The following is a 20,453-nucleotide window of genomic DNA, read 5'->3' on the forward strand; positions in this document are numbered from 1 at the left end:
CCCGCGAGGCGCGGGACGGGCTACCGGGTCCCGGGCAGACGCGGGGTGCGCGCCGGTTCGGTCCGCCGCGGTCGGAGCAGCTCGAAGGCGGCGGCCAGGGAGAGCAGCGCGGTGTCGTCGTAGCCACGTCCGGCGAAGGTGAGCCCGACCGGCATCCCGATGTCGGGCATCGTCCCCATGGGCACCGTGACCGTGGGGATCCCGAGGTGGCGCACGACCAGGTTGCCGTTGGCGACCCAGACACCGTTGCGCCAGCCGAGGTCGGCAGATGCCTCGTCCACGTCCATGTCCGCGGGGCCGACGTCCGCCACCGCGGGGAAGACCACGGCGTCCAGGCCGAGGGAGTCCATCCACTCCTCGAGATCGATGCGCCGGGTCTCCTCGAGGCCCCGCAGGCCGGCCTCGAGCTCGGGGATCTCCGTCAGGTCGTCGACGGGGTGGTCCCGGACGTGCGCCGGGTACGCGGCGATGTCGTCGTCGAAGCCGACGTACCGGTCCGGGAGCGCGCCCTCGGGCTGCGGGGAGATCCGGCTGCCGTCGACGGCTGCCAGGCCGGACAACCGCGGGTCGCCGTTCGCCCGCAGGAAGTCGTCCCAGGCCCAGGCGGAGAGGTCGAGGAGCTCGCGCTCGAGGAACGCGGGGGAGACGATGCCGCGGGTCGAGATCGTGGGCGCGCCGTCGCGGTCGCCCTCGTACCGGCTGACGACGGGGAAGTCGACCTCCACCACCGTGGCGCCGGCGGCCACCAGGTCGTCGCGAGCCGCCTGCCAGAGAGCGATCACCGACTCCCGGGTCTCGATCCGGCGGCCCGTCGGCCCGCCGATGCCCGGCGCCGTGCCGGTCCCGGCATCCGGGTCGGCGTTCACGTACATGCGGGGGACCCCGAAGCGACGGCCGTCGAGACGTCGCTCGGCCGAGGGGCGGTCCGCCGGCTGCAGGTCGAGGTACGAGGCGGGACGGAGCTCGGACGCGGGCGGCAGCGGGATCCACGGCTGCGCGCGCCAGAAGTCACCGCGCGTGTCGGGGTCGTCGGCCACGACCACGTCGAGCACCTCGAGGAGGTCGGCCATGGTGCGGGTGTGCGGCACCACGACGTCCATCGTCGGGACCAGCGGCCAGTTGCCCCTGACCGAGATGACGCCGCGCGACGGCGTGTACGCGCAGAGGCCGTTGTTCGACGCCGGACCGCGCCCGCTGGACCAGGTCTCCTCACCCAGGCCGAAGGCGGCGAAGCTCGCCGCTGTCGCGGTGCCCGAGCCGTTCGACGAGCCGGAGGCGAAGGGGGCGGTCAGGTACTCCGCGTTGTAGGGGCTCTCGGCGCGACCGTAGAGGCCGCGCTGCATGCCGCCGTTCGCCATGGGCGGCATGTTCGTCAGGCCGAGGCAGACGGCACCGCCGCGGCGCAGGCGCTCGATGGTGAACGCGTCGCGCTGCGCGACCAGGTCGGCGAAGGCCGGGCTGCCCGCGGCGGCCGACAGGCCCCTGACCAGGTAGCTGTCCTTGGCCGTGTACGGGATCCCGTCGAGCGGCCCCCGCAGGCGCCCCTCGCGGCGGCGGGCGTCGGACTCCTCGGCCTCGGCGAGCGCGTCCGGGTTGAGCACGACCACGGCGTTGAGCGCGGTGTCGGACCCGGGGGAGTCGTAGGCCTCGATCCTGGCGAGGTAGCTCCGGACCAGCTCGACGCTGGTCGTCCTCCCGGCGGCGAGGGCGTCCCGCAGGGCCGCGATGGAGGCCTCGACGACGTCGATCACCGGGCCTCCCCGAGGCTCGGCTGCTGCTGGGTGATGCAGTGGATCCCGCCGCCCCGGGAGAAGATCGGACGGGCGTCGACGGTGACCACGCGGCGGCCGGGGTAGGCGTCGGCGAGGATGTCGCGGGCCCTGGCGTCCGCCTGCTCCTCACCGAAGCCGCAGGCGATGACGCCGCCGTTGACGACGAGGTGGTTGACGTAGCTCCAGTCCACGAAGCCCGTGTCGTCGCGGAGCGTCCGGGGCGCCGGCAGGTCGACGATCTCGAAGGGCCGTCCCGCCGCGTCGGTCTGCTCGGCGAGCAACCGGCGGAGCTGGGCGCTCACGGCGAAGTCCGGGTGACCCGGGTCGGTCTGGTCGTGCAGGAGCACGCGACCGGGGGAGGGGATCGTCGCGACGATGTCGACGTGGCCGTTCGTGCCGAAGTCGTCGTAGTCCCGGGTGAGCCCGCGCGGCAACCAGACGGCGTGGGTCGCGCCGAGCGTCCGGCGCATCTCCGCCTCCACCCGGCTCTTGGTGGCGTAGGGGTTGCGGCGCGGGTCCAGCTGCACGGTGTCGGTCAGCAGCACCGTCCCCTCGCCGTCGACGTGGATGCCGCCGCCTTCGTTGACCAGGACGGAGCTGACGTACTCGGCCCCCAGCAGCCCGCTGATCAGCGCGGCGATCTCGGCGGACTTCTCCCACTCGGCCCAGTCCTTGTCACCCCAGCCGTTGAACACCCATCCGACGGCGCCCAGGACGTCGGGGCGGTCGTCGTCGACGACGAAGGTCGGGCCGAGGTCGCGCATCCAGAACTCGTCGAGCGGTGCCTCGACCAGCTCCACGGCGTCGCCGAGCATCCGTCGCGCACGGGCCGTCTCCGTGGGGTCGACGACCATCGTGACCGGCTCGAACTCCGTGATGGCGTGGGCCACGGCCGTCCAGGCCGCGTAGCACTCCTCGCGTTCGGCCGTTCCCTCGCCCAGGGTGAGGCCAGCGCGGGGAAAGGCCATCCAGGTGCGGGTGTGGTGCGCTGTCTCCGATGGCATCCGCCAGGTCATCGTCGTCCTCGTGGTCTCCTATTGACCAAGCGGTCAACAGGCCGGACGCTACAGAACGGGCAGGAATGCAGTCAACGCAGCGCACCCGGATCCGCAAGACACCTGACGGTCGACGCGCCGAGATCGCGGTCGCGGCCAGAGCGATGGCCCTGGAGGAGGGGCTGCAGTCGGTGACGCAGCGGGCGGTGGCCGGGCAGGCCTCGATCGCCCCGGCCCTCGTCGCGCACTACGTCGGCAGCATGGACGAGCTGGTCGCGGAGACCTTCGAGGCCATCGTCGGCGACGAGCTGGACGAGGTCGCTGCACTGCTGGAGGCCATGCCCGATCCGCTCGCCAGGATCGCCGGCTTGATCGAGACCCTCCTGGGCGGGTCCCGCCACGACGTCACGCTCGTCTGGGTGCAGGCGTGGTCGGCCGGTCGGCGCAACGAGGCCCTCGCCGACGCCGTCCGGCGGCAGATGGACAACTGGCAGGCGCTCATCCGCGACGTCATCGACGAGGGCGTGGAGGCGTCGGTGTTCCGGTGCGACGACCCGGCCGGGGCCGCGTGGCACCTCCTGGCGATGGTCGACGGCCTCAACGCGCACGCGCTGGTCCGGTGGGGAGCCCCCGCCGCGCAGGAGACCGCCGCGAGGCGAGCAGCCGAGGCGCTCCTCGGGCTCGACGCGGGGTCGCTGGCCCGGACGGCGGAGGCCGGGACCGGTTGACCACCCGGAGGCGGCCCCCGAGGATGCGCCGCGCCGGCGGTGGACCGGCGTCAGCTCCCCTTCGGGTGCACCCGGTGCTCAAGGTGTGAGCCGTGACTGCCGACACCTCTGACGTCCGCTCGTCGTCAGAAGGTCTCCGATGTCCCGATCACTCACGGTCCGCGCCCGGATGGGCGCCGGTATCGCGGCCATGATGCTCCCGCTGCTGGTGGTCTCCGGCACGGCGGTGGCCGGGCTGGATCTCACGATGGACGGCTTCGCCGAGACCGCGGAGGAGGCGACCGAGGAGGCGCTGCCTCTCGCCCGGTTGCAGACGCTGGTGCTGGAGGTCGAACGGACCGGCTTCCGGGCCGTCCTCCTGCCCCGCACGGCCGATGCCCGCGGGGCCTACCAGGCCAGCCGGGACCGGCTCGACGCCGGCTTCGCCGACCTCGCCGACGACGCCCTGACCGAGGAGGGGGACGACACGGCGGCAGCGCAGGAACACGCCCAGCGCGCCGTGGCGGCCCTCGATGCAGCGCTCGCGGGCGCCGCGGCCGCGAACCCCGCGGAGCGGACCGCGGTGCTCCAGCGGCTGGACGAGGCGAGCCGCCACGTCGGTGCGGCGGTGGCCTCGCTCAGCGCCGCCGAGGCGCTGGCCGAGGCCGACATCCTCGGCGAGTACGCCGAGGCCCGCGAGGCGCAGGAGCAGGTCCTGGGCTGGATCCTCGGGGTCGTCGCCCTCGGACTGCTCATCGCCCTGGCCGGTGCCCTCCGCCTCACCCGCACGGTGCTCGCCCCGCTCGGCGCCTTCCGCGAGGCCGCCCACGCCCTGGGTGACGGAACGCTGTCGCACCGCGTCCCGGTGCTGCGGGAGGACGAGTTCGGTGCGCTGGCGCGCACGTTCAACGCCATGGCCCGCGACCTCGAGAGCCAGCAGCAACACCTCTCCCGGTCCGCGCGATCCGACGCGCTCACCGGCCTGCCCAACCGTCTGCGGCTGGCCGAGCACCTCGAGGCGACCCTCGACGCCGGCGACGCGGTCTCGCTCCTGCTGATCGACCTCGACGGTTTCAAGACGATCAACGACACGCTCGGGCACTCCGTCGGCGACGAGGTCCTGCGGGTCATCGCCGACCGCCTGCGCACGGTCCTGCGCGAGGGCGACCTGGCGGTCCGCCTGGGCGGCGACGAGTTCGCCGTCGTCGTCCCGGGCGACGCGCCCGAGGGGCAGGCGGTGGCCGAGCGCGTACGCACAGCCCTCCGCCCGGCGATCCAGCACGCCGACCAGGAGCTGTTCGTCACCGCCAGCATCGGCGTCGCCACGGCCTCCGGCCCGGCGGGCGCGGCCGAGGACCTGCTGCGCCACGCCGACCTGGCCATGTACGGGGCCAAGAACGGCGGCAAGGACGCGGTCTGCCTCCACGACGCCGCATCGCACGACGCCCTCGAGGACCGCATGCGGCTGGCGACCGACCTGCCCCGCGCGCTGCAGCGCGACGAGTTCGTCCTGCACTACCAGCCGGTGCACGCCCTCGACGGGCAGGCCGTCGTGGGGGTCGAGGCCCTCATGCGCTGGGAGCACCCCACCTTCGGGCTGGTCCCGCCGGGCTCGTTCATCTCGTTGGCCGAGCGGACCGGTCTCATCGGGCCCCTCGGTGCCTGGGCCCTCGACGAGGCCTGCCGCCAGCTGCGCGAGTGGTACGACCTGCTCGGCGATGACACGCTGCAGATGAGCGTCAACGTCTCCGCCCGCCAGTTGGCCGACGAGGAGTTCCCGGCCCTGGTCGCCCGCACCCTGGTCCGGCACCGCATCCCGGCCGGCCGGCTGGTCCTCGAGATCACCGAGAGCATGCTCGTCGAGGACCTCAGCGCCGAGGTGAGCCGCCTGTTCGAGCTGAAGGAGATGGGCGTCCAGCTCGCCGTCGACGACTTCGGCACCGGCTACTCGTCGCTGAGCTACCTGCCGCGCTTCCCCGTGGACCTGCTCAAGCTCGACCGTTCCCTGATCGAGCAGATCGACCAGCCGCGGGGGCAGGCGGTGGCCGCCGGCATCATCGACCTGGCCCGCGTGCTCGGCCTCCAGCCGGTAGCCGAGGGCATCGAGACCGCCCACCAGCTCGACGCGCTCGGAGCGCTCGGGTGCACGCTGGGACAGGGCTTCCACCTGGCCCGGCCGGCCGGCGCGGCCGAGATCACCAGGATCCTGTCCGACCTGGTCGGCGAGCACCCGGACGCGGCCGTCCGGGTGTGACCCCCCCGGCTCCCGGCCCTGCTCGACGCCGGGGCTCCGGGCACCGGCGCCCGCGGGCGACGAGCTGCGCGTCGGGTCGGGCTCAGCGGGCGTCGCGCCGCCGTGAGCGGTCCGCAGCGGTCGGCAGCTCGCCCGTCGTCGCCACCTCGTCGGCGATGTCCCGCAGCTTGCGGTTGAGGTGCTGGCTCGCGCTGGTCAGCTGCGCGAACGCCTGGTCGGCGGTCATCAGCTCCCGGGCCATCAGGATCCCGATCGCGGTGCCGATCTGCCGGGAGGACTGCAGCGCCGTCTCCAGGTTCGTCGTCTGTTGCTGGTGGAGGGCGGCCTGGACGGCCAGCGCCGCGAAGGGGGCGAAGATCGCGCCGACCCCGATGTCCAGGTCGTCAAAAGCGCCCGGGCTGCGGGCGTAGAAGTTCAACGCCGCCGTGTCCGACCCGCTCAGCGGCAGACGCACGCTGAACATGCTGCGGACGCCGGTGTCCCGCACGCAGCGATCGGCGAAGCCTGGCCACCGCGGCTCGTGGGCCAGGTCGTCCACGTGCACGAAGTCGGCCGTCTCGGAGGCTTCCAGGCACGGGCCTTCCCCCGCCTCGTACTGCAGCTCGTCCACGCGTGGGGAGATCTCACCGGCCGAGCTGATCGTCCTCGGCCGCCGCCGTGCCTCGATGAGGGTGAGAGCGCAGTCCTCGCTGTGCGCCACCGCCTGCCCGGCGACGTGCACGATCCGGTCGGGGTCCAACGTGCCCGAGTGGCTCTGCGACAGCAGGTGGGTCAGCTCCTCGAACTGCCCGCCCAGCCGCCTCATCAGCGCCGAGTCGCCCGTCGCTGGAGTGTCCGACATGCTGTCCGCCCCTGCTCACGAGATGCGTCATCGCGACCGACTTGACCGGGTCACACCGGATGTGGGCCAACCTACCGCCCGCGGGCGGGCACCGGCACCGTCCTGCTGGAACCGCATGTTCCACGGACTGGTCGGCAGGGCATGGGGTCCGCACGCCCCAGGCTCAGGGCGGGCAGCCGGACCGAGGCTGCCCGCTCGCTTGCACACCGGGTGGTACTCACGAGGCAGGAAGAGCGGGCGAGCGGAGATGCACGGGTGAGCGACGAGCTGCGCCGGCGGGTGGGCGACGCCGAAGGGGTGCGGGCGGCGTTCGAGGAGATGCCGCTGCTGCTCATGAGCACCGAGGGCCCGGAGCACGTCTTCGTGGCGGCGAACGCGGTCTATCGCGAGTTCGTCGGGAGATCGGAGTTCATCGGCACGGCGATCCGCGTGGCGATGCCCGAGCTGGCCGGGCAGCAGATCTTCGAGATGTTCGACCGGGTCTACGCCACCGGGGAGCCGCAGACGGCCCGGGAGTGGCGGGTGCAGGTGGACCGCGAGGGGACCGGCACCGTCCAGGACGCGTGGGCGGACTTCTCCTGCTTCCCGCGACGGGCGCCGGACGGGACGGTCGTCGGGCTGCTCGCCTTCGCCACCGACGTCACCGACCGGGTCCTGCAGCGTCGGGCGGCGGAGAAGGAGGTCGCCGAGGCGGAGCGGCGCTACCGCGACGCCCGCGACGTCGTGACCGCGCTCCAGGAGGCGTTGCTGCCGACCGCGTTGCCGGTGCTGCCCGGTGCCCGGGTCGCCGCGCGGTACCTGGTCGCCGCGCACGACCAGGTCGCCGGAGGCGACTGGTTCGACGCCGTTCCGCGCGCCGACGGCAGCGTCGTCCTCGTCGTCGGCGACGTCGTCGGGCACGGGGTCGCGGCGTCGGCCGCGATGGGCCAGCTGCGGGCGGTGCTCGCTGATGCCCTGACCACCGGGGGCGATCCGCTGTCCGCGCTGGTGCGGGCCGATGCCTTCGCGGCGCGCACCCCGCTGCTGCGCGCGACCACGCTCGCGCTGGTGGTCCTCGATCCCGGCACCGGGGCGCTGTTCTACGCCACGTGCGGCCACCCGCCGCCGCTGGTCGTCACCCCCGACGGCAGGACGCGTCTCCTCGACGGTGCCGCCAGCGGCCCCCTGGGCACCGGCGCCACCCTGGTGCTCACCCACGACACCCTGGCCCCTGGTGAGCTCGTCCTGCTCTACACCGACGGGTTGGTCGAGCGCCCCAACCGCGACCTCGGGGCCGGCATCGCCGAGCTGAGGACCGTCGCTGCCGACGCCGCCGCGAACCGCGCGCTGCCGCTGCACGCCGCCCCCGTGATGGCCGAGCGGGTCTGCCGGCTCACCGTCGAGCTGCTGACCCGCACGGGCTACGCCGACGACGTGACCGTCCTCGCCGCCCAGCGGCTCCCCGGCCCCGTCGGCCCGCTGGACCTGCAGACGTCGACCGCCCACCGGGACATCCGGCAGCTGCGGCGGGGCCTCGACGAGTGGCTCGAGCTCCTCGACCCCGACGACAGCGACCGGGTGGCGGTGGAGCTGGCGGTGTGGGAGGCCGTCGCGAACGCCGTCGACCACGCCTACCCCGACGAGCGACCGGGACCGGTCCGGGTGCAGGCGGCGCTGGGTGCTGACGGCGTGCTGGAGTGCCGGATCAGCGATCGCGGCCGGTGGCGCCGGCCCGATCCGGCGGACACCACCGGGGTCGGGGACTGCTGCTCGCGGAGCGGCTCGTCGACTCCCTCGAGGTGCACCACCCGGAGGACGACGCGGCTCCGGGAGGCACCGTCGTGGTGCTCCGGCACCGGCTGCACCGGCCCGCCGTGCTCGGTCCCGGCATCGATGCGCCACCGTCGCCCCCGGTCGGCCGCCCGGAGTTCGCCGTCGAGGCCGAGCGCGCCGACGGCGGTCCGCGCCTGCGGGTCCGCGGCCCGGTCGACGTCACCACCGCCGAGGAGCTCGCCCGGGCCATGTCCGGCTCCTCGCGGGGCGGGGTGCAGTCGCTGACCGTCGACCTCACCGAGGTCACCCTCCTGGCCAGCGCCGGCGTGCAGGTCCTGCACCGCATGCGCGACCAGTTCATCGGGCAGCGGCAGCAGCTGAGCCTGCTCGCTCCGTCGGGCAGCCCCGCCCACGCGGTGCTGGAACTGGTGCAGCTGCCCCACCTGGACGGCGACGGGGGCGACGGCTGATCGTCGGTGGAGCGGGTGACCGGGATCGAACCGGCATGGCCAGCTTGGAAGGCTGGGGCTCTACCATTGAGCTACACCCGCGAGGTGCCCGGACAGCCTAACGGCCGCCGGTGCGCCGAGCCCGCAGGGCCGCCGCTACGGTCGCGCTGTGACCGAGACCACGTGGCTCGACGCCACCGCCCAGGCCGAGCTCGTCCGGGCCGGTGAGGCCACGCCGGCCGAGCTCGTCGACGCGGCCATTGAGCGCATCGAGCGGGTGGACCCGCAGCTGGACGCGGTGCTGCGCGACCGGTTCGACGCCGCTCGCGCCGAGGCCCGCGGCGACCTTCCCGACGGCCCGTTCCGCGGCGTCCCGCTGCTGCTCAAGGACCTGGGCTGCCACGTCGCCGGCGAGGAGACCCACTACGGCACGTCGTTCCTGCGCGACGCCGGCGTCCGGTGGCCGAACGACAGCCACCTAGCGCAGCGGTTCCGGGCGGCGGGCTTCGTCGTCCTCGGCCGCACGAACGTGCCGGAGTTCGGCACGACGATCACCACGGAGCCGGCCGCGAACCCACCGGCCCGCAACCCCTACGACACCGGCCGCTCCACCGGGGGCTCCAGCGGCGGCTCGGCCGCCGCGGTCGCCGCGGGGATGGTCCCGATCGCCCACGCCGGCGACGGCGGGGGCTCGATCCGCATCCCGGCCGCCGCGTGCGGGCTGGTGGGGCTCAAGCCGACGCGAGCCCGGGTCAGCCAGGGGCCGGACGTGGGGGAGAGCTGGGCCGGCGCCACGATCGACGGCGTCGTCACCCGCTCGGTGCGCGACACCGCCGCCGTCCTGGACCTCGTCGCCGGCCCGATGCCCGGTGACCCCTACGCCGCCCCGCCGCTGCCGCGACCCCTGGCCGAGGAGGTGGGCGCACCCGTGGGCCGGCTGCGCGTCGGCCTGCTCGACGCCGCCCCGGGGGAGCAGTACCTGGACGACCCGGCCTGCCGGGAAGCGGTGGCGCGGGCCGGCCGGCTGCTGGCCGACATCGGCTGCGACGTCGAGCCAGGTGCGCCGGAGGCCATGTTCGAGCCGCTCTTCCCGCGGTTCTTCACCACGACCATCGCCGCCGACGTCGCGCTCACGCTCTCCGCCCTCGAACGCTCGGCGCTCGGCCGGCCGGTGGACGACGCCGAGCTCGAGCCGCGCAACGCCCTGTACCGCGCCGTCGGGCGGAAGCTCTCCGCCGAGGACTACGTCGGGGCGCGGGCGTGGCTCGGGGCGTGGTCCCGCCGGATGGCCGGGTGGTGGGCGCCGCCCGGGCTCGGCGGCCAGGGCTTCGACCTCCTGGTGACGCCGACGCTCGCCGCGCGGCCGCCCGAGCTGGGCTGGCTCACCGCGGGCGGCGACGCGGAGGAGGGACGGCGGATCAACAGCCTGATGCCGTTCACGGCGCAGTTCAACGTCACCGGGCAGCCGGCGGTCAGCCTGCCGCTGCACCGGACCGACGAGGGCCTGCCCATCGGGGTGCAGCTCGTCGCGGGCTTCGGTCGGGAGGACGTGCTGGTGCGGGTCGCGGCGGCGCTGGAGGAGGCGGCACCATGGGCCGATCGCCGTCCCGGGGTGTCGGCCTGATCAGCCGGACCGGACGCGCGCAGGGGGCCGGTCGGCCGACCGGCCTAGACTCGCCCTCGCTACGGGGTGTAGCGCAGCTTGGTAGCGCACCTGCTTTGGGAGCAGGGGGCCGCAGGTTCAAATCCTGTCACCCCGACCGTGGGCGCTCAGGCGGCGCATCCCGCCCCCGCGCCCGTGCCCCCGACGTCCGTAGACTCGGGGGTCGACCGGCGCCGTCGGAGCACCCTGGCGCCCCATCCGCTGTCTTACCGAGGAGCACTGCCGCTGTGAAGAGCACCATCGAGGAACTGGGCCCCACGCGGGTCCGGATTGCGATCGAGGCGGCATGGGGGGACCTGGACCACGCCTTCGGTGAGGTCTACAAGGAGCTGGGCAAGCAGGTCCGCGTCCCCGGCTTCCGCCCCGGCAAGGTGCCCAACCGCGTCCTCGACCAGCGCATCGGCCGCCCGGTCGTCCTGGAGCAGGTCGTCCAGCACGCCATCCCGGAGATCTACTCCGAGGTCGTCCGCGAGAACCAGGTCCGCGTCCTCGGCCAGCCCGAGGTCGAGGTGACCCGCCTCGACGACAACGAGTCCCTCGCCTTCACCGCCGAGGTCGACGTCGCCCCGCAGCTCACCCTGCCCGAGCTCGACAGCATCGCCGTGACCGTCGACGACGTCGAGGTCACCGACGAGGAGATCGACCAGCAGGTCACCGTCATGCGCGAGCGCTTCGGCATGCTCCAGTCGGTCGAGCGCGCGGCGCAGCAGGGCGACTTCGTCTCCATCGACCTCGAGGCGAAGCTGAACGGCGAGATCCTCGAGGACGGCTCGACCACGGGCATGTCCTACGAGGTCGGCTCCGGCAACCTCATGGAGGGCCTGGACGACGCCGTCGTCGGCCTGTCCGCCGAGGAGTCGAAGACCTTCGAGACGGCGCTGCTGTCCGGCCCGAACTCCGGCGAGATGGCCGAGGTCACCGTGACGGTGCGCTCGGTCAAGGAGAAGGAGCTGCCGGAGCTGGACGACGACTTCGCCCAGACCGCCAGCGAGTTCGACACCCTCGACGAGCTCCGCGAGGACGTCCGCACCCGCCTGGCCCGCACCAAGGTGATCCAGCAGGGCGCGCAGGCCCGCGACAAGATCGTCGAGCAGCTGCTCGAGACCGTCGAGGTGCCGATCCCGGAGAACCTGGTCGAGCGCGAGATCCAGTGGCGCAACCAGTCCTTCGAGAACGAGCTGCGCCAGGCCGGCATGGACTGGGACGCCTTCCTCCAGATGACCGGTTCCGAGAGCCGCGAGGCCTACGACGCCGAGCAGCAGAAGAACGTCGAGGAGGCGGTCAAGACGCAGTTCATCCTCGACGCGATCGCCGACGCCCGTGAGGTCACCGTCGACAACGACGACCTCTCGGCGCAGATCATGGCGCAGGCGCAGCGCAACCGGATGAGCCCGGAGCAGTACGCCCAGCAGCTGCAGCAGTCCAACAACATCGCCGAGTTCGTCGCCGACGTGCGCCGGACGAAGACGCTGGCCCAGCTGCTCGAGCAGGCGACGATCACCGACGCGTCGGGGAACAAGGTCGACCTCGAGGCCATGCGGCCCAAGACGGTCCAGGCGCCCGCCGCCGAGACCGCCGAGGACACCGACGAGGCCTGATCCGCCTCCCGCGCCACCGACGACGCCGTCCCACCCCACCGGGGAGGGGCGGCGTCGCCGCTTTCCGGGCCCGGTCGCTGCGCCGACGGCGAACACCGCCCTGATCGGGACTGCCTCGTCGGAGGTCCGCGTTAGGGTCGACAGGACTCAGGCGATCACCGGGAGGCACCACCTCCCGGAGGGCCGTTCGAAGCCCGTACCACCCACCGAGACCGACTGCTCAGACAGTTCTACGGAGGTCACCGCACCCGTGAGCACTACCGACCCGAACATGGCGAGCGCGCCGATGCTGCGCGGCGCCGGCGGAATGATGAACCTCGGCGACTCGGTCTACGAGCGACTGCTGCGCGAGCGCATCATCTTCCTGGGCACCCAGGTGGACGACGTGATCGCCAACCAGCTGGCCGCCCAGATGCTGCTGCTGTCCGCCGAGGACCCGAAGCAGGACATCCACCTCTACATCAACTCGCCCGGCGGCTCGGTCAGCGCCGGCATGGCGATCTACGACACGATGCAGTTCATCGACTGCGACGTCGCCACCTACGGCATGGGCCTGGCCGCCTCGATGGGGCAGTTCCTGCTCACCGCGGGCACCAAGGGCAAGCGCTACGCCCTCCCGCACGCGCGGATCATGATGCACCAGCCCTCCGCCGGCGTCGGTGGCACCGCGGCCGACATCGCGATCCAGGCGGACCTCTTCCGCCGCACGAAGAAGGAGCTCAACGAGCTGCAGTCCTTCCACACCGGGCAGAGCGTGGAGCAGATCGAGCAGGACTCCGACCGCGACCGCTGGTTCACCGCGCAGGAGGCCCTCGAGTACGGCTTCGTCGACCACGTGGTGAGCCGCGCGACCATGACCGACAGCGCCAACCCGGTCTCCGACAACTGAGCTTCCGAGGACAGACGCAGATGAGCTTCGAGATGCCCTCCAGCCGTTACATCCTGCCCTCCTTCGTGGAGCGCACGAGCTACGGCATGAAGGAGTCCAACCCCTACAACAAGCTCTTCGAGGAGCGCATCATCTTCCTCGGGGTGCAGGTCGACGACGCGTCGGCGAACGACGTGATGGCGCAGCTCATCACGCTCGAGTCGAACGACCCGGACCGCGACATCACCATCTACATCAACTCGCCCGGTGGCTCCTTCACCTCGCTGATGGCCATCTACGACACGATGATGTTCGTCCGCCCGGACATCCAGACCGTCTGCATGGGCCAGGCCGCCTCCGCCGCCGCCGTCCTCCTCGCGGCCGGCACCCCGGGCAAGCGCCTCGCGCTGCCGTACTCCCGCGTGCTGATCCACCAGCCCTCCGGCGAGGCCGGCGGCCAGGTCTCCGACCTGGAGATCCACGCCGCCGAGATCGAGCGCGTGCGCACGCAGATGGAGGAGATCCTGGCGCGGCACACCGGTCGCTCGGCCGAGCAGGTCCGCAAGGACATCGACCGCGACAAGATCCTCACGGCCGAGGAGGCCAAGGAGTACGGGATCGTCGACCAGGTGATCCAGAGCCGCAAGCTCAACGCCCTCCCGGGCTGACGACGGGTGCGGGCCGGGACGCGCGTGACGCGTGCTCGGCCCGTACCGTCGGAGGCCTGAGGGCACGACGGGACACGAGTGGGACGGCCGGGACGAACCGGGTGAGTCATTGCCCGAGGTCGTGGACGGCGGCAGGTACGTTCGGCGAACGCCCGAACCCCGGAGCCCAGCGCCGGGAGGAGAGCCTCGTGGGGCAGCCTGTCAGCGAGGTCGAGCAGGGGCACGACAAGCAGCAGGATCCAACCCGCAGGTACCTGGCACCAGGACCGGCGATTCCGAGGTGGAGGTCAGCAGGTGGCACGAATCGGTGAGAGCGGTGACCTGCTCAAGTGCTCGTTCTGCGGGAAGAGCCAGAAGCAGGTCAAGAAGCTCATCGCGGGCCCCGGGGTCTACATCTGCGACGAGTGCATCGACCTCTGCAACGAGATCATCGAAGAGGAGCTCTCGGAGTCGTCGGACCTCAAGTTCGACGAGCTGCCGAAGCCCAAGGAGATCCACGACTTCCTCGACCAGTACGTCATCGGCCAGGACAAGGCCAAGCGGACGCTCTCGGTCGCGGTCTACAACCACTACAAGCGGATCCAGGCCGGCGGCGCCGGTGGCTCCCGCGAGGACGCGGTCGAGCTGGCCAAGTCCAACATCCTGCTGATCGGCCCCACCGGCTGCGGCAAGACGCACCTCGCGCAGACGCTCGCCCGGATGCTCAACGTGCCCTTCGCCATCGCCGACGCCACCGCGCTCACCGAGGCGGGCTACGTCGGTGAGGACGTCGAGAACATCCTGCTGAAGCTGATCCAGGCCGCCGACTACGACGTCAAGCGCGCCGAGACCGGCATCATCTACATCGACGAGGTCGACAAGATCGCCCGCAAGAGCGAGAACCCGTCGATCACCCGCGACGTCTCCGGTGAGGGCGTGCAGCAGGCGCTGCTGAAGATCCTCGAGGGGACGACGGCGTCGGTCCCGCCGCAGGGCGGCCGCAAGCACCCGCACCAGGAGTTCATCCAGATCGACACGACGAACGTGCTGTTCATCGTGGGCGGTGCCTTCGCCGGCCTGGAGCAGGTCATCGAGGCGCGCGCCGGCAAGCAGGGCATCGGCTTCGCCGGGGAGATCCGCGGCAAGGCCGAGATCGAGGAGGCCAACTCCTTCGCCGAGGTCATGCCCGAGGACCTGCTGAAGTTCGGCATGATCCCCGAGTTCATCGGCCGTCTCCCGGTGATCACCAGCGTGAAGAAGCTCGACCGCCAGGCGCTGATCAACATCCTGACCGAGCCGAAGAACGCCCTGGTGCGCCAGTACCGCAAGCTCTTCGAGCTCGACGGCGTGGAGCTGGACTTCACCGACGACGCGCTCGAGGCCGTCGCCGACCAGGCGATCCTCCGCGGCACCGGCGCCCGCGGCCTCCGCGCGATCATGGAGGAGGTGCTCCAGTCGGTGATGTACGACATCCCCGGCCGCGAGGACATCGCCTCCGTGGTGATCACCAAGGAGGTCGTCCTGGAGCACGTCAACCCGACGATCGTCCCGCGCAAGCCGACCCGCGCCCCTCGCGAGAAGTCGGCCTGAGCCTCGGTCGCAGCGAGCCCGTCCCCGATCCGGGGGCGGGCTCGCAGCGTGTCGAGGGCCCTAGGGCGTTGGGCGATGTGCGCTCAGGGCGCGTCTGGAGGGCAGAAGCACGCCGCAGGCGCACACTGCTCAGCGCAGCAGGAGGGCGGCACGCGCTCGGCACACGGCGAGGATTTCGCGACGGCAGGCCTCCGGCTCCTGGCGCAGCCGCCGGTAGCTGAATCGCAGCACCACCCAGCCCCGGGCAGCGAGCGCGGCGTCCCGGCGGATGTCCCGCTCGCGCGCCTCCGCGCTCCCGTGGAACGCGGCGCCGTCCATCTCCACCGCGACCTTCAGCTCGGGAACCGCAGCGTCCAAGCGGACCGTGCCGAACGGCAGGCTCACGCGGTACTGCTGCTGGAAGACCGGCATTCCGGGGCCGCGCAGCACGTGCTGCACGCCCCAGATCTCCAGCTCGCTCTCGCAACCCTGGGCGACCAGCTCGGCCAGCTCGACCAGTCCCCGCCGGCCGGCGAGAGCGGGCTGCCGGCCGAGTTCGAACCGCAGCGCGGGTAGGTCCACCTGGCGGTCACGCAGGGACTCGAGGACTGCTCGGCGAGCCGTCTCCACCAGCTCGGCGCTGCCGCGTGCCGAGTGCGCCCAGCCCCATGCGTCCACCAGCGAGCGGGGGAGAGGCGTGACCGGGAGTCCACCCAGCCGGTCGACCGGCACCTCGGTCGCGCGGTGGACGACGAGCCCACGACGTCGGAGTGCGCGACGCGACGCCGGCACGGACACGTGCACGGCCCCGTCACGGGACGCCCGCCGCCAGAGTGCCAACGCGGAGGTGTGGCTGAGCGTCCCACCCGTGGCCAGGACGGCGGCGACCACCTGGGTGTGCCACTCGGCGAAGGCGCCTGGCAGCGTGACCACGCCCGGGTAGGGCCGCAGGAGACGACCGCTCGCCACCCAGGCGCTGACGGAGTGGCGATCAACCCGGCGCGTCAGCTCGCGTGTGGTGGCGACGCCGTCGGGGCCGAGGAGCGCGTGGAGGTCATGGGCCACCGCCCTACCGTGCCTGTCGGAACGTGACCGTGGCGGGCATGATCGGCTTCTGTGGACGGCGGCCGGGAGGCGATGTGCGCCCAGGGCACGCTCTTCGGGCGAAGGGGCGCCCCACGTGCACATCGCCCCCTGGCACCCGCGTTAGCGTGCGGGCGTGACGACGCGGTACGTGGCGCTGCTGCGCGCGGTCAACCTGGGCGCCACCCGCCGGGTGCCCATGCCACGGCTGCGCGAGCTCCTCACCGAGCGCGGGTACGGCGCCGTCCGCACGCACCTGGCCAGCGGGAACGTCCTGCTCGACAGCGCTCTGCCGGAGGCGGAGCTGGCGGCCGACCTCACGGAGGCCATCCAGGAGGAGTTCGCCCTCGATGTCCCGGTGGTCCTGCGGACGGCGGCCGAGCTGGCCGAGGTCCACGCCGCCGACCCCCTGGGCAACCTGGTCACCGATCCCTCCCGCTACTCCGTCACGTTCTTCCCCGAGGCGCCGGACCCCGACCGCGTCGCAGCGGCGCCGAAGGCGGAGGGCGGTGGGTCGGTGCTCCGCGGCCGCGAGCTCTACCTCTGGCTGCCCGACGGCTTCCGGAACAGCGGCGTGGGCGCCGTGAAGTGGGACCAGGTGCTCGGGGTCGCCGGGACCAACCGCAACTGGAACACGGTGACGAAGCTGGTCGAGCTCACCCGCTGATCCACCCGCGGGGCCGAACCGGGGCATGCGTGGCACATTCGGGGCATGCGCGCCCTCACGTCACTGCCCGAGCAGGCGCGACAGGCTTTCCGGGCCCGGGTCTCCGGTGACCCCACCGGCGCCCCGGACTGGGTCCGCGACATCGCCCGCGTCGGCACCGGCCCCGGCTGGTTCGAGCCCGACGGCGTCGTCTGGCGCGTGCACGGCGATCTCTCGACGCTGGTCGGCGGGGTCGCCGCGCTCCTGGGTCAGGGGGCGCACCCGCTGGCGCTGGCCGGCGTCCAGCGGCACTCGGCCTACCGCGAGGACCCGTGGAAGCGGCTGGCCGGCACCGCCCGCTGGCTCGTGGTCAGCACCTTCGGCTCGGCGGAGCTCGCCGAGCGCGAGGCGGCGCGGGTCCGGGGGATGCACGCCGTCGTCCGCGGCCGGGTCGCCGGGCAGGCCTACTCGGCGTCGGACCCCGCGCTGCTCCGCTGGGTGCACCTGGCGTTCACCGACGCGTTCCTCGCCGCCCAGCAGGCGGTCGGCAGCGACCTGACCCAGCGGTTCGGCCGCGGCTGGGCCGACGCCTACGTGGGGGAGTGGGCCCGCGCCGCCGAGGAGCTGGGCGCGACCGATCTGCCGCTGACGACGGCCGAGCTCGCCGAGGCCCTCGCCGCGTACGGCCCGGAGCTGCGGCCCGTCCCCGACCACCTGCGCGAGTTCCTCGCCGCCCCGCCCGGCCTGAGCGCGCCGGAGCGCGTGGTCTACCGCGGGCTGTCCGGCGCCGCGGCGTACGTCGTCTCGCCCACGATCGCCGGGTGCGCCGGGGTCCCCGGGCGCGGCCGCGGCGGCTCGGCGCAGCTCGCCCTCACGCGCGTGCAGCTGCGGGCGCTGGGCTTGGCGCTCGGCCCGTTCAGCCCGTCGGAGGAGGCGGCGCGATGGCGGCTCGGCACGGGACCCGCTCCGGGGTGGGCCGCCGGCGACGCCTGACGCCGCCGCCGACGACCCGGAGCGGTCAGTCCTCGGCCACCGGAGCCAGGACGACGTCGACCCGCAGCTCGCCCTCGCCGGCGTCGATGGACAGCGAGCTGATCCGGCCGGCGTTGGCCAGGTCCACCCGGGCCGCCTCGACCAGCGGCACCTGGTCGGCCGGTGCGGTCACCGTGGCGGTCTCCACCTCGGCCCGCATGGAGACCTTGGCGTCGGACTTGGCCTTGCGCACCCCGGCCAGGGCAGCGGCCACGGCCGGGATCATCGCCGGGTCGCCCTCGACCGGCAGCTCGGACGTGGCCGGCCACGGCGCGCGGTGCACCGAGCCGGTCTGCCACCAGGACCACACCTCGTCGGTGACGAAGGGCAGCACCGGGGCGAACAGCCGCAGCTGCACGTCCAGCGCCACCGCCAGCGCCGCCTGCGCGGAGGTCGCCTCCGGCCCGTCGCCGTAGGCGCGGGTCTTCACCAGCTCGACGTAGTCGTCGCAGAACGACCAGAAGAACGCCTCGGCCACCTCGAGGGCGCGGGTGTAGTTGTAGGCGTCCAGCGCGGCGGTCGCCTCGTGGACGACGCGGGCGAGCCCGGCGAGCAGCGCCCGGTCGATCGGCTCCGTGACGTCGGCGGGGGTCAGCAACGCCGAGGCGCCCAGGCCGAGCACGAACTTGCCGACGTTGAGGATCTTCATGGCCAGCCGGCGGCCGACCTTCATCTGCGCCTCGTCGAACGGCGAGTCCGCACCCGGGCGGGCCCCGGCCGCGCGCCAGCGCACCGCGTCGGTCCCGTACCGCTCGAGGACGTCGATCGGCGTCGTCGCGTTGCCCTTCGACTTCGACATCTTCTTGCGGTCCGGGTCGACCACGAAGCCGGAGATCGTGGCGTGCGTCCACGGCGCGGCGCCGTGCTGGAAGTGCGCCCGGACCACGGTCGAGAACAGCCAGGTGCGGATGATGTCGTGCGCCTGGGGCCGCTGGTCCATCGGGAAGACCTTGGCGAACAGCTCCGGGTCGGTGTCCCAGCCCGAGGCGACCTGCGGCGACAGCGACGAGGTGGCCCAGGTGTCCATGACGTCGGGGTCGGCGATGAAGCCACCCGGCTTGCCGCGCTGGTCCTCGGTGAAGCCCTCGGGCACGTCGGAGCTCGGGTCGACCGGCAGCGAGGCCTCCGGCGCGAGGATCGGCTCGTCGTGGACCGGCTCGCCCTCGGAGTCCAGCCGGTACCAGACCGGGAAGGGGACGCCGAAGAACCGCTGGCGGCTGATCAGCCAGTCGCCGTTGAGGCCCTCGACCCAGTTGTCGTAGCGGTGCCGCATGTGCTCGGGCACCCACTGGATCTCCCGGCCGCGCGCGATCAGCGCGTCGCGCAGGTCGCCGTCCCGGCCGCCGTTGCGGATGTACCACTGGCGCGTGGTGACGATCTCCAGCGGGCGCTCGCCCTTCTCGAAGAATTTCACCGGGTGGGTGATCTGCTTCGGCTCGCCGTCGAGGTCGCCGGACTCCCGGAGCAGCTCCACGATCCGCTGCTGCGCGCTGAACACGGTCTTGCCGGCCAGCTCGTCGTACGGGGAGGCGCCGACGCCGGCGGGCGGCTCGGCGAGCAGCCGACCGTCCCAGCCGATGATCGGGCGGGTCGGCAGCTGCAGCTCGCGCCACCAGGTGACGTCGTTCAGGTCGCCGAAGGTGCAGATCATCGCGATGCCCGAGCCCTTGTCCGGCTCGGCGAGGCGGTGCGCGACCACCGGCACCTCGACGCCGAACAGCGGCGTCGTGACCGTCTTGCCGAACAGCGGCTGGTAGCGCTCGTCGTCGGGGTGGGCCACCAGCGCGACACAGGCCGGCAGCAGCTCGGGGCGGGTGGTCTCGATGAAGACCGGCCCGTCGGCGCCGTGGAAAGAGATCCGGTGGTAGGCGCCCGGGCGCTCGCGGTCCTCGAGCTCGGCCTGCGCGACCGCCGTGCGGAAGGTGACGTCCCAGAGGGTCGGCGCCTCCTGGGCGTAGGCCTCGCCGCGGGCCAGGTTGTTCAGGAACATCCGCTGGGCGGTGGCCCGGGAGCTCTCGGAGATGGTCCGGTAGACGTTGGACCAGTCGACCGACAGGCCCACGCGGCGCCAGAGCTTCTCGAACTCGGCCTCGTCGTCCTCGGTGAGCTGCATGCACAGCTCGACGAAGTTGCGGCGGGAGACCGGGACCTGGTCCTTGCCCGGCTTCTCCGGCGGCGTGAACGACGGGTCGTAGGGCAGGGCCGGGTCGCAGCGGACGCCGTAGTAGTTCTGCACCCGGCGCTCGGTCGGCAGGCCGTTGTCGTCCCAGCCCATCGGGTAGTAGACGTGCTTGCCGCGCATCCGCTGGTAGCGGGCGACGATGTCGGTGTGGGTGTAGCTGAACACGTGGCCCACGTGCAGCGAACCGCTCGCCGTCGGCGGAGGGGTGTCGATCGAGTAGATCTGCTCGCGCGGTGACTGCAGCGCGGCGTCGCGGTCGAAGCCGTAGGTGTCCTGCTCGGCCCACCGGGCGATCCACTTGTCCTCGAGGCCGTCGAGCGTCGGCTTCTCGGGTACGGCGACGGACGCAGCCGGGGCAGCAGTGTCCGAGGTCGCGGTGTGGGGAGCAGCCATGG

At 72.9% G+C, this 20,453-nt stretch carries 16 protein-coding genes and 2 tRNA genes; 12 read left to right on the plus strand and 6 right to left on the minus strand.

Translation table 11 applies throughout. The features are described 5' to 3' along the window. Nucleotides 1-20 precede the first annotated feature (20 nt). Together DQ244_RS05345 and DQ244_RS05350 are read right to left on the minus strand one after the other, a co-directional pair. Nucleotides 21-1,751 carry an amidase gene (locus tag DQ244_RS05345; protein ID WP_113810336.1) on the minus strand — a complete coding sequence of 577 codons (1,731 nt, stop codon included), beginning with the start codon at nucleotides 1,749-1,751 and terminating at the stop codon, nucleotides 21-23. Next, nucleotides 1,748-2,788, minus strand: coding sequence for an agmatine/peptidylarginine deiminase (locus DQ244_RS05350; RefSeq protein ID WP_113810337.1), 1,041 nt, complete (start codon nucleotides 2,786-2,788; stop codon nucleotides 1,748-1,750). Before DQ244_RS05350 ends, DQ244_RS05345 begins: the two co-directional genes overlap by 4 nt. A gap of 65 nt (nucleotides 2,789-2,853) precedes the next feature. Between DQ244_RS05350 and DQ244_RS05355 the strand changes: the two genes are divergently transcribed. Together DQ244_RS05355 and DQ244_RS05360 are read left to right on the plus strand one after the other, a co-directional pair. After that, nucleotides 2,854-3,495, plus strand: a complete 642-nt coding sequence (locus tag DQ244_RS05355; RefSeq protein WP_113810338.1) for a TetR/AcrR family transcriptional regulator — start codon at nucleotides 2,854-2,856, stop codon at nucleotides 3,493-3,495. 139 nt (nucleotides 3,496-3,634) lie between these two features. Next, a complete protein-coding gene (locus DQ244_RS05360; RefSeq protein WP_113810339.1) occupies nucleotides 3,635-5,728 on the plus strand; it encodes a bifunctional diguanylate cyclase/phosphodiesterase in 2,094 nt (697 codons plus the stop codon). Between the two features lie 82 nt (nucleotides 5,729-5,810). Here the strand turns inward: DQ244_RS05360 and DQ244_RS05365 are convergent, their stop codons facing one another. Continuing rightward, entirely contained in the window at nucleotides 5,811-6,569 is a 759-nt protein-coding gene (locus DQ244_RS05365; protein ID WP_113810340.1) for a GAF and ANTAR domain-containing protein, read from the minus strand. Nucleotides 6,570-6,824: 255 nt separating this feature from the next. Here DQ244_RS05365 and DQ244_RS05370 point away from each other — a divergent pair, with 255 nt between their 5' ends. Both DQ244_RS05370 and DQ244_RS19550 read left to right on the plus strand, forming a co-directional pair. Beyond that, nucleotides 6,825-8,606 (plus strand): SpoIIE family protein phosphatase, encoded by a 1,782-nt coding sequence (locus tag DQ244_RS05370; protein ID WP_158544471.1) that lies wholly within the window; start codon nucleotides 6,825-6,827, stop codon nucleotides 8,604-8,606. Beyond that, nucleotides 8,516-8,791 carry an STAS domain-containing protein gene (locus DQ244_RS19550; RefSeq protein ID WP_233491218.1) on the plus strand — a complete coding sequence of 92 codons (276 nt, stop codon included), beginning with the start codon at nucleotides 8,516-8,518 and terminating at the stop codon, nucleotides 8,789-8,791. Before DQ244_RS05370 ends, DQ244_RS19550 begins: the two co-directional genes overlap by 91 nt. A gap of 7 nt (nucleotides 8,792-8,798) precedes the next feature. On the opposite strand, the gene DQ244_RS05380 is transcribed toward DQ244_RS19550, so the two are convergent. Continuing rightward, nucleotides 8,799-8,872 (minus strand) — tRNA-Gly (locus DQ244_RS05380). Between the two features lie 67 nt (nucleotides 8,873-8,939). Here DQ244_RS05380 and DQ244_RS05385 point away from each other — a divergent pair. The 6 genes from DQ244_RS05385 (at nucleotide 8,940) to clpX (ending at nucleotide 15,136) form a co-directional block, all read left to right on the plus strand. Further along, nucleotides 8,940-10,394, plus strand: coding sequence for an amidase (locus DQ244_RS05385; protein ID WP_113810343.1), 1,455 nt, complete (start codon nucleotides 8,940-8,942; stop codon nucleotides 10,392-10,394). 62 nt (nucleotides 10,395-10,456) lie between these two features. After that, nucleotides 10,457-10,530: transfer RNA gene (locus DQ244_RS05390), tRNA-Pro, on the plus strand. Between the two features lie 130 nt (nucleotides 10,531-10,660). Continuing rightward, nucleotides 10,661-12,031, plus strand: a complete 1,371-nt coding sequence (gene tig / locus DQ244_RS05395; RefSeq protein ID WP_113810344.1) for a trigger factor — start codon at nucleotides 10,661-10,663, stop codon at nucleotides 12,029-12,031. Nucleotides 12,032-12,281: 250 nt separating this feature from the next. Next, nucleotides 12,282-12,920 (plus strand): ATP-dependent Clp protease proteolytic subunit, encoded by a 639-nt coding sequence (locus DQ244_RS05400; RefSeq protein WP_369832088.1) that lies wholly within the window; start codon nucleotides 12,282-12,284, stop codon nucleotides 12,918-12,920. A gap of 20 nt (nucleotides 12,921-12,940) precedes the next feature. Then, on the plus strand, nucleotides 12,941-13,567 hold the full coding sequence (locus DQ244_RS05405; RefSeq protein WP_113810346.1) for an ATP-dependent Clp protease proteolytic subunit: 627 nt from the start codon (nucleotides 12,941-12,943) through the stop codon (nucleotides 13,565-13,567). Between the two features lie 294 nt (nucleotides 13,568-13,861). Continuing rightward, entirely contained in the window at nucleotides 13,862-15,136 is a 1,275-nt protein-coding gene (gene clpX, locus DQ244_RS05410) for an ATP-dependent Clp protease ATP-binding subunit ClpX (protein ID WP_113810347.1), read from the plus strand. Between the two features lie 129 nt (nucleotides 15,137-15,265). On the opposite strand, the gene DQ244_RS05415 is transcribed toward clpX, so the two are convergent. Further along, entirely contained in the window at nucleotides 15,266-16,180 is a 915-nt protein-coding gene (locus DQ244_RS05415; RefSeq protein ID WP_113810348.1) for a DUF559 domain-containing protein, read from the minus strand. A gap of 154 nt (nucleotides 16,181-16,334) precedes the next feature. Between DQ244_RS05415 and DQ244_RS05420 the strand changes: the two genes are divergently transcribed. Then, complete coding sequence (locus tag DQ244_RS05420) at nucleotides 16,335-16,865, plus strand: DUF1697 domain-containing protein (RefSeq protein ID WP_113810349.1); 531 nt, start codon at nucleotides 16,335-16,337, stop codon at nucleotides 16,863-16,865. A gap of 45 nt (nucleotides 16,866-16,910) precedes the next feature. Beyond that, nucleotides 16,911-17,837 carry an oxygenase MpaB family protein gene (locus DQ244_RS05425; RefSeq protein ID WP_113810350.1) on the plus strand — a complete coding sequence of 309 codons (927 nt, stop codon included), beginning with the start codon at nucleotides 16,911-16,913 and terminating at the stop codon, nucleotides 17,835-17,837. Nucleotides 17,838-17,862: 25 nt separating this feature from the next. On the opposite strand, the gene valS is transcribed toward DQ244_RS05425, so the two are convergent. After that, complete coding sequence (gene valS / locus DQ244_RS05430) at nucleotides 17,863-20,451, minus strand: valine--tRNA ligase (protein ID WP_113810351.1); 2,589 nt, start codon at nucleotides 20,449-20,451, stop codon at nucleotides 17,863-17,865. Between the last annotated feature and the right edge of the window lie 2 nt (nucleotides 20,452-20,453).

The sequence above is a fragment of the Blastococcus sp. TBT05-19 genome (assembly GCF_003319095.1).
Classification (GTDB): domain Bacteria; phylum Actinomycetota; class Actinomycetes; order Mycobacteriales; family Geodermatophilaceae; genus Blastococcus.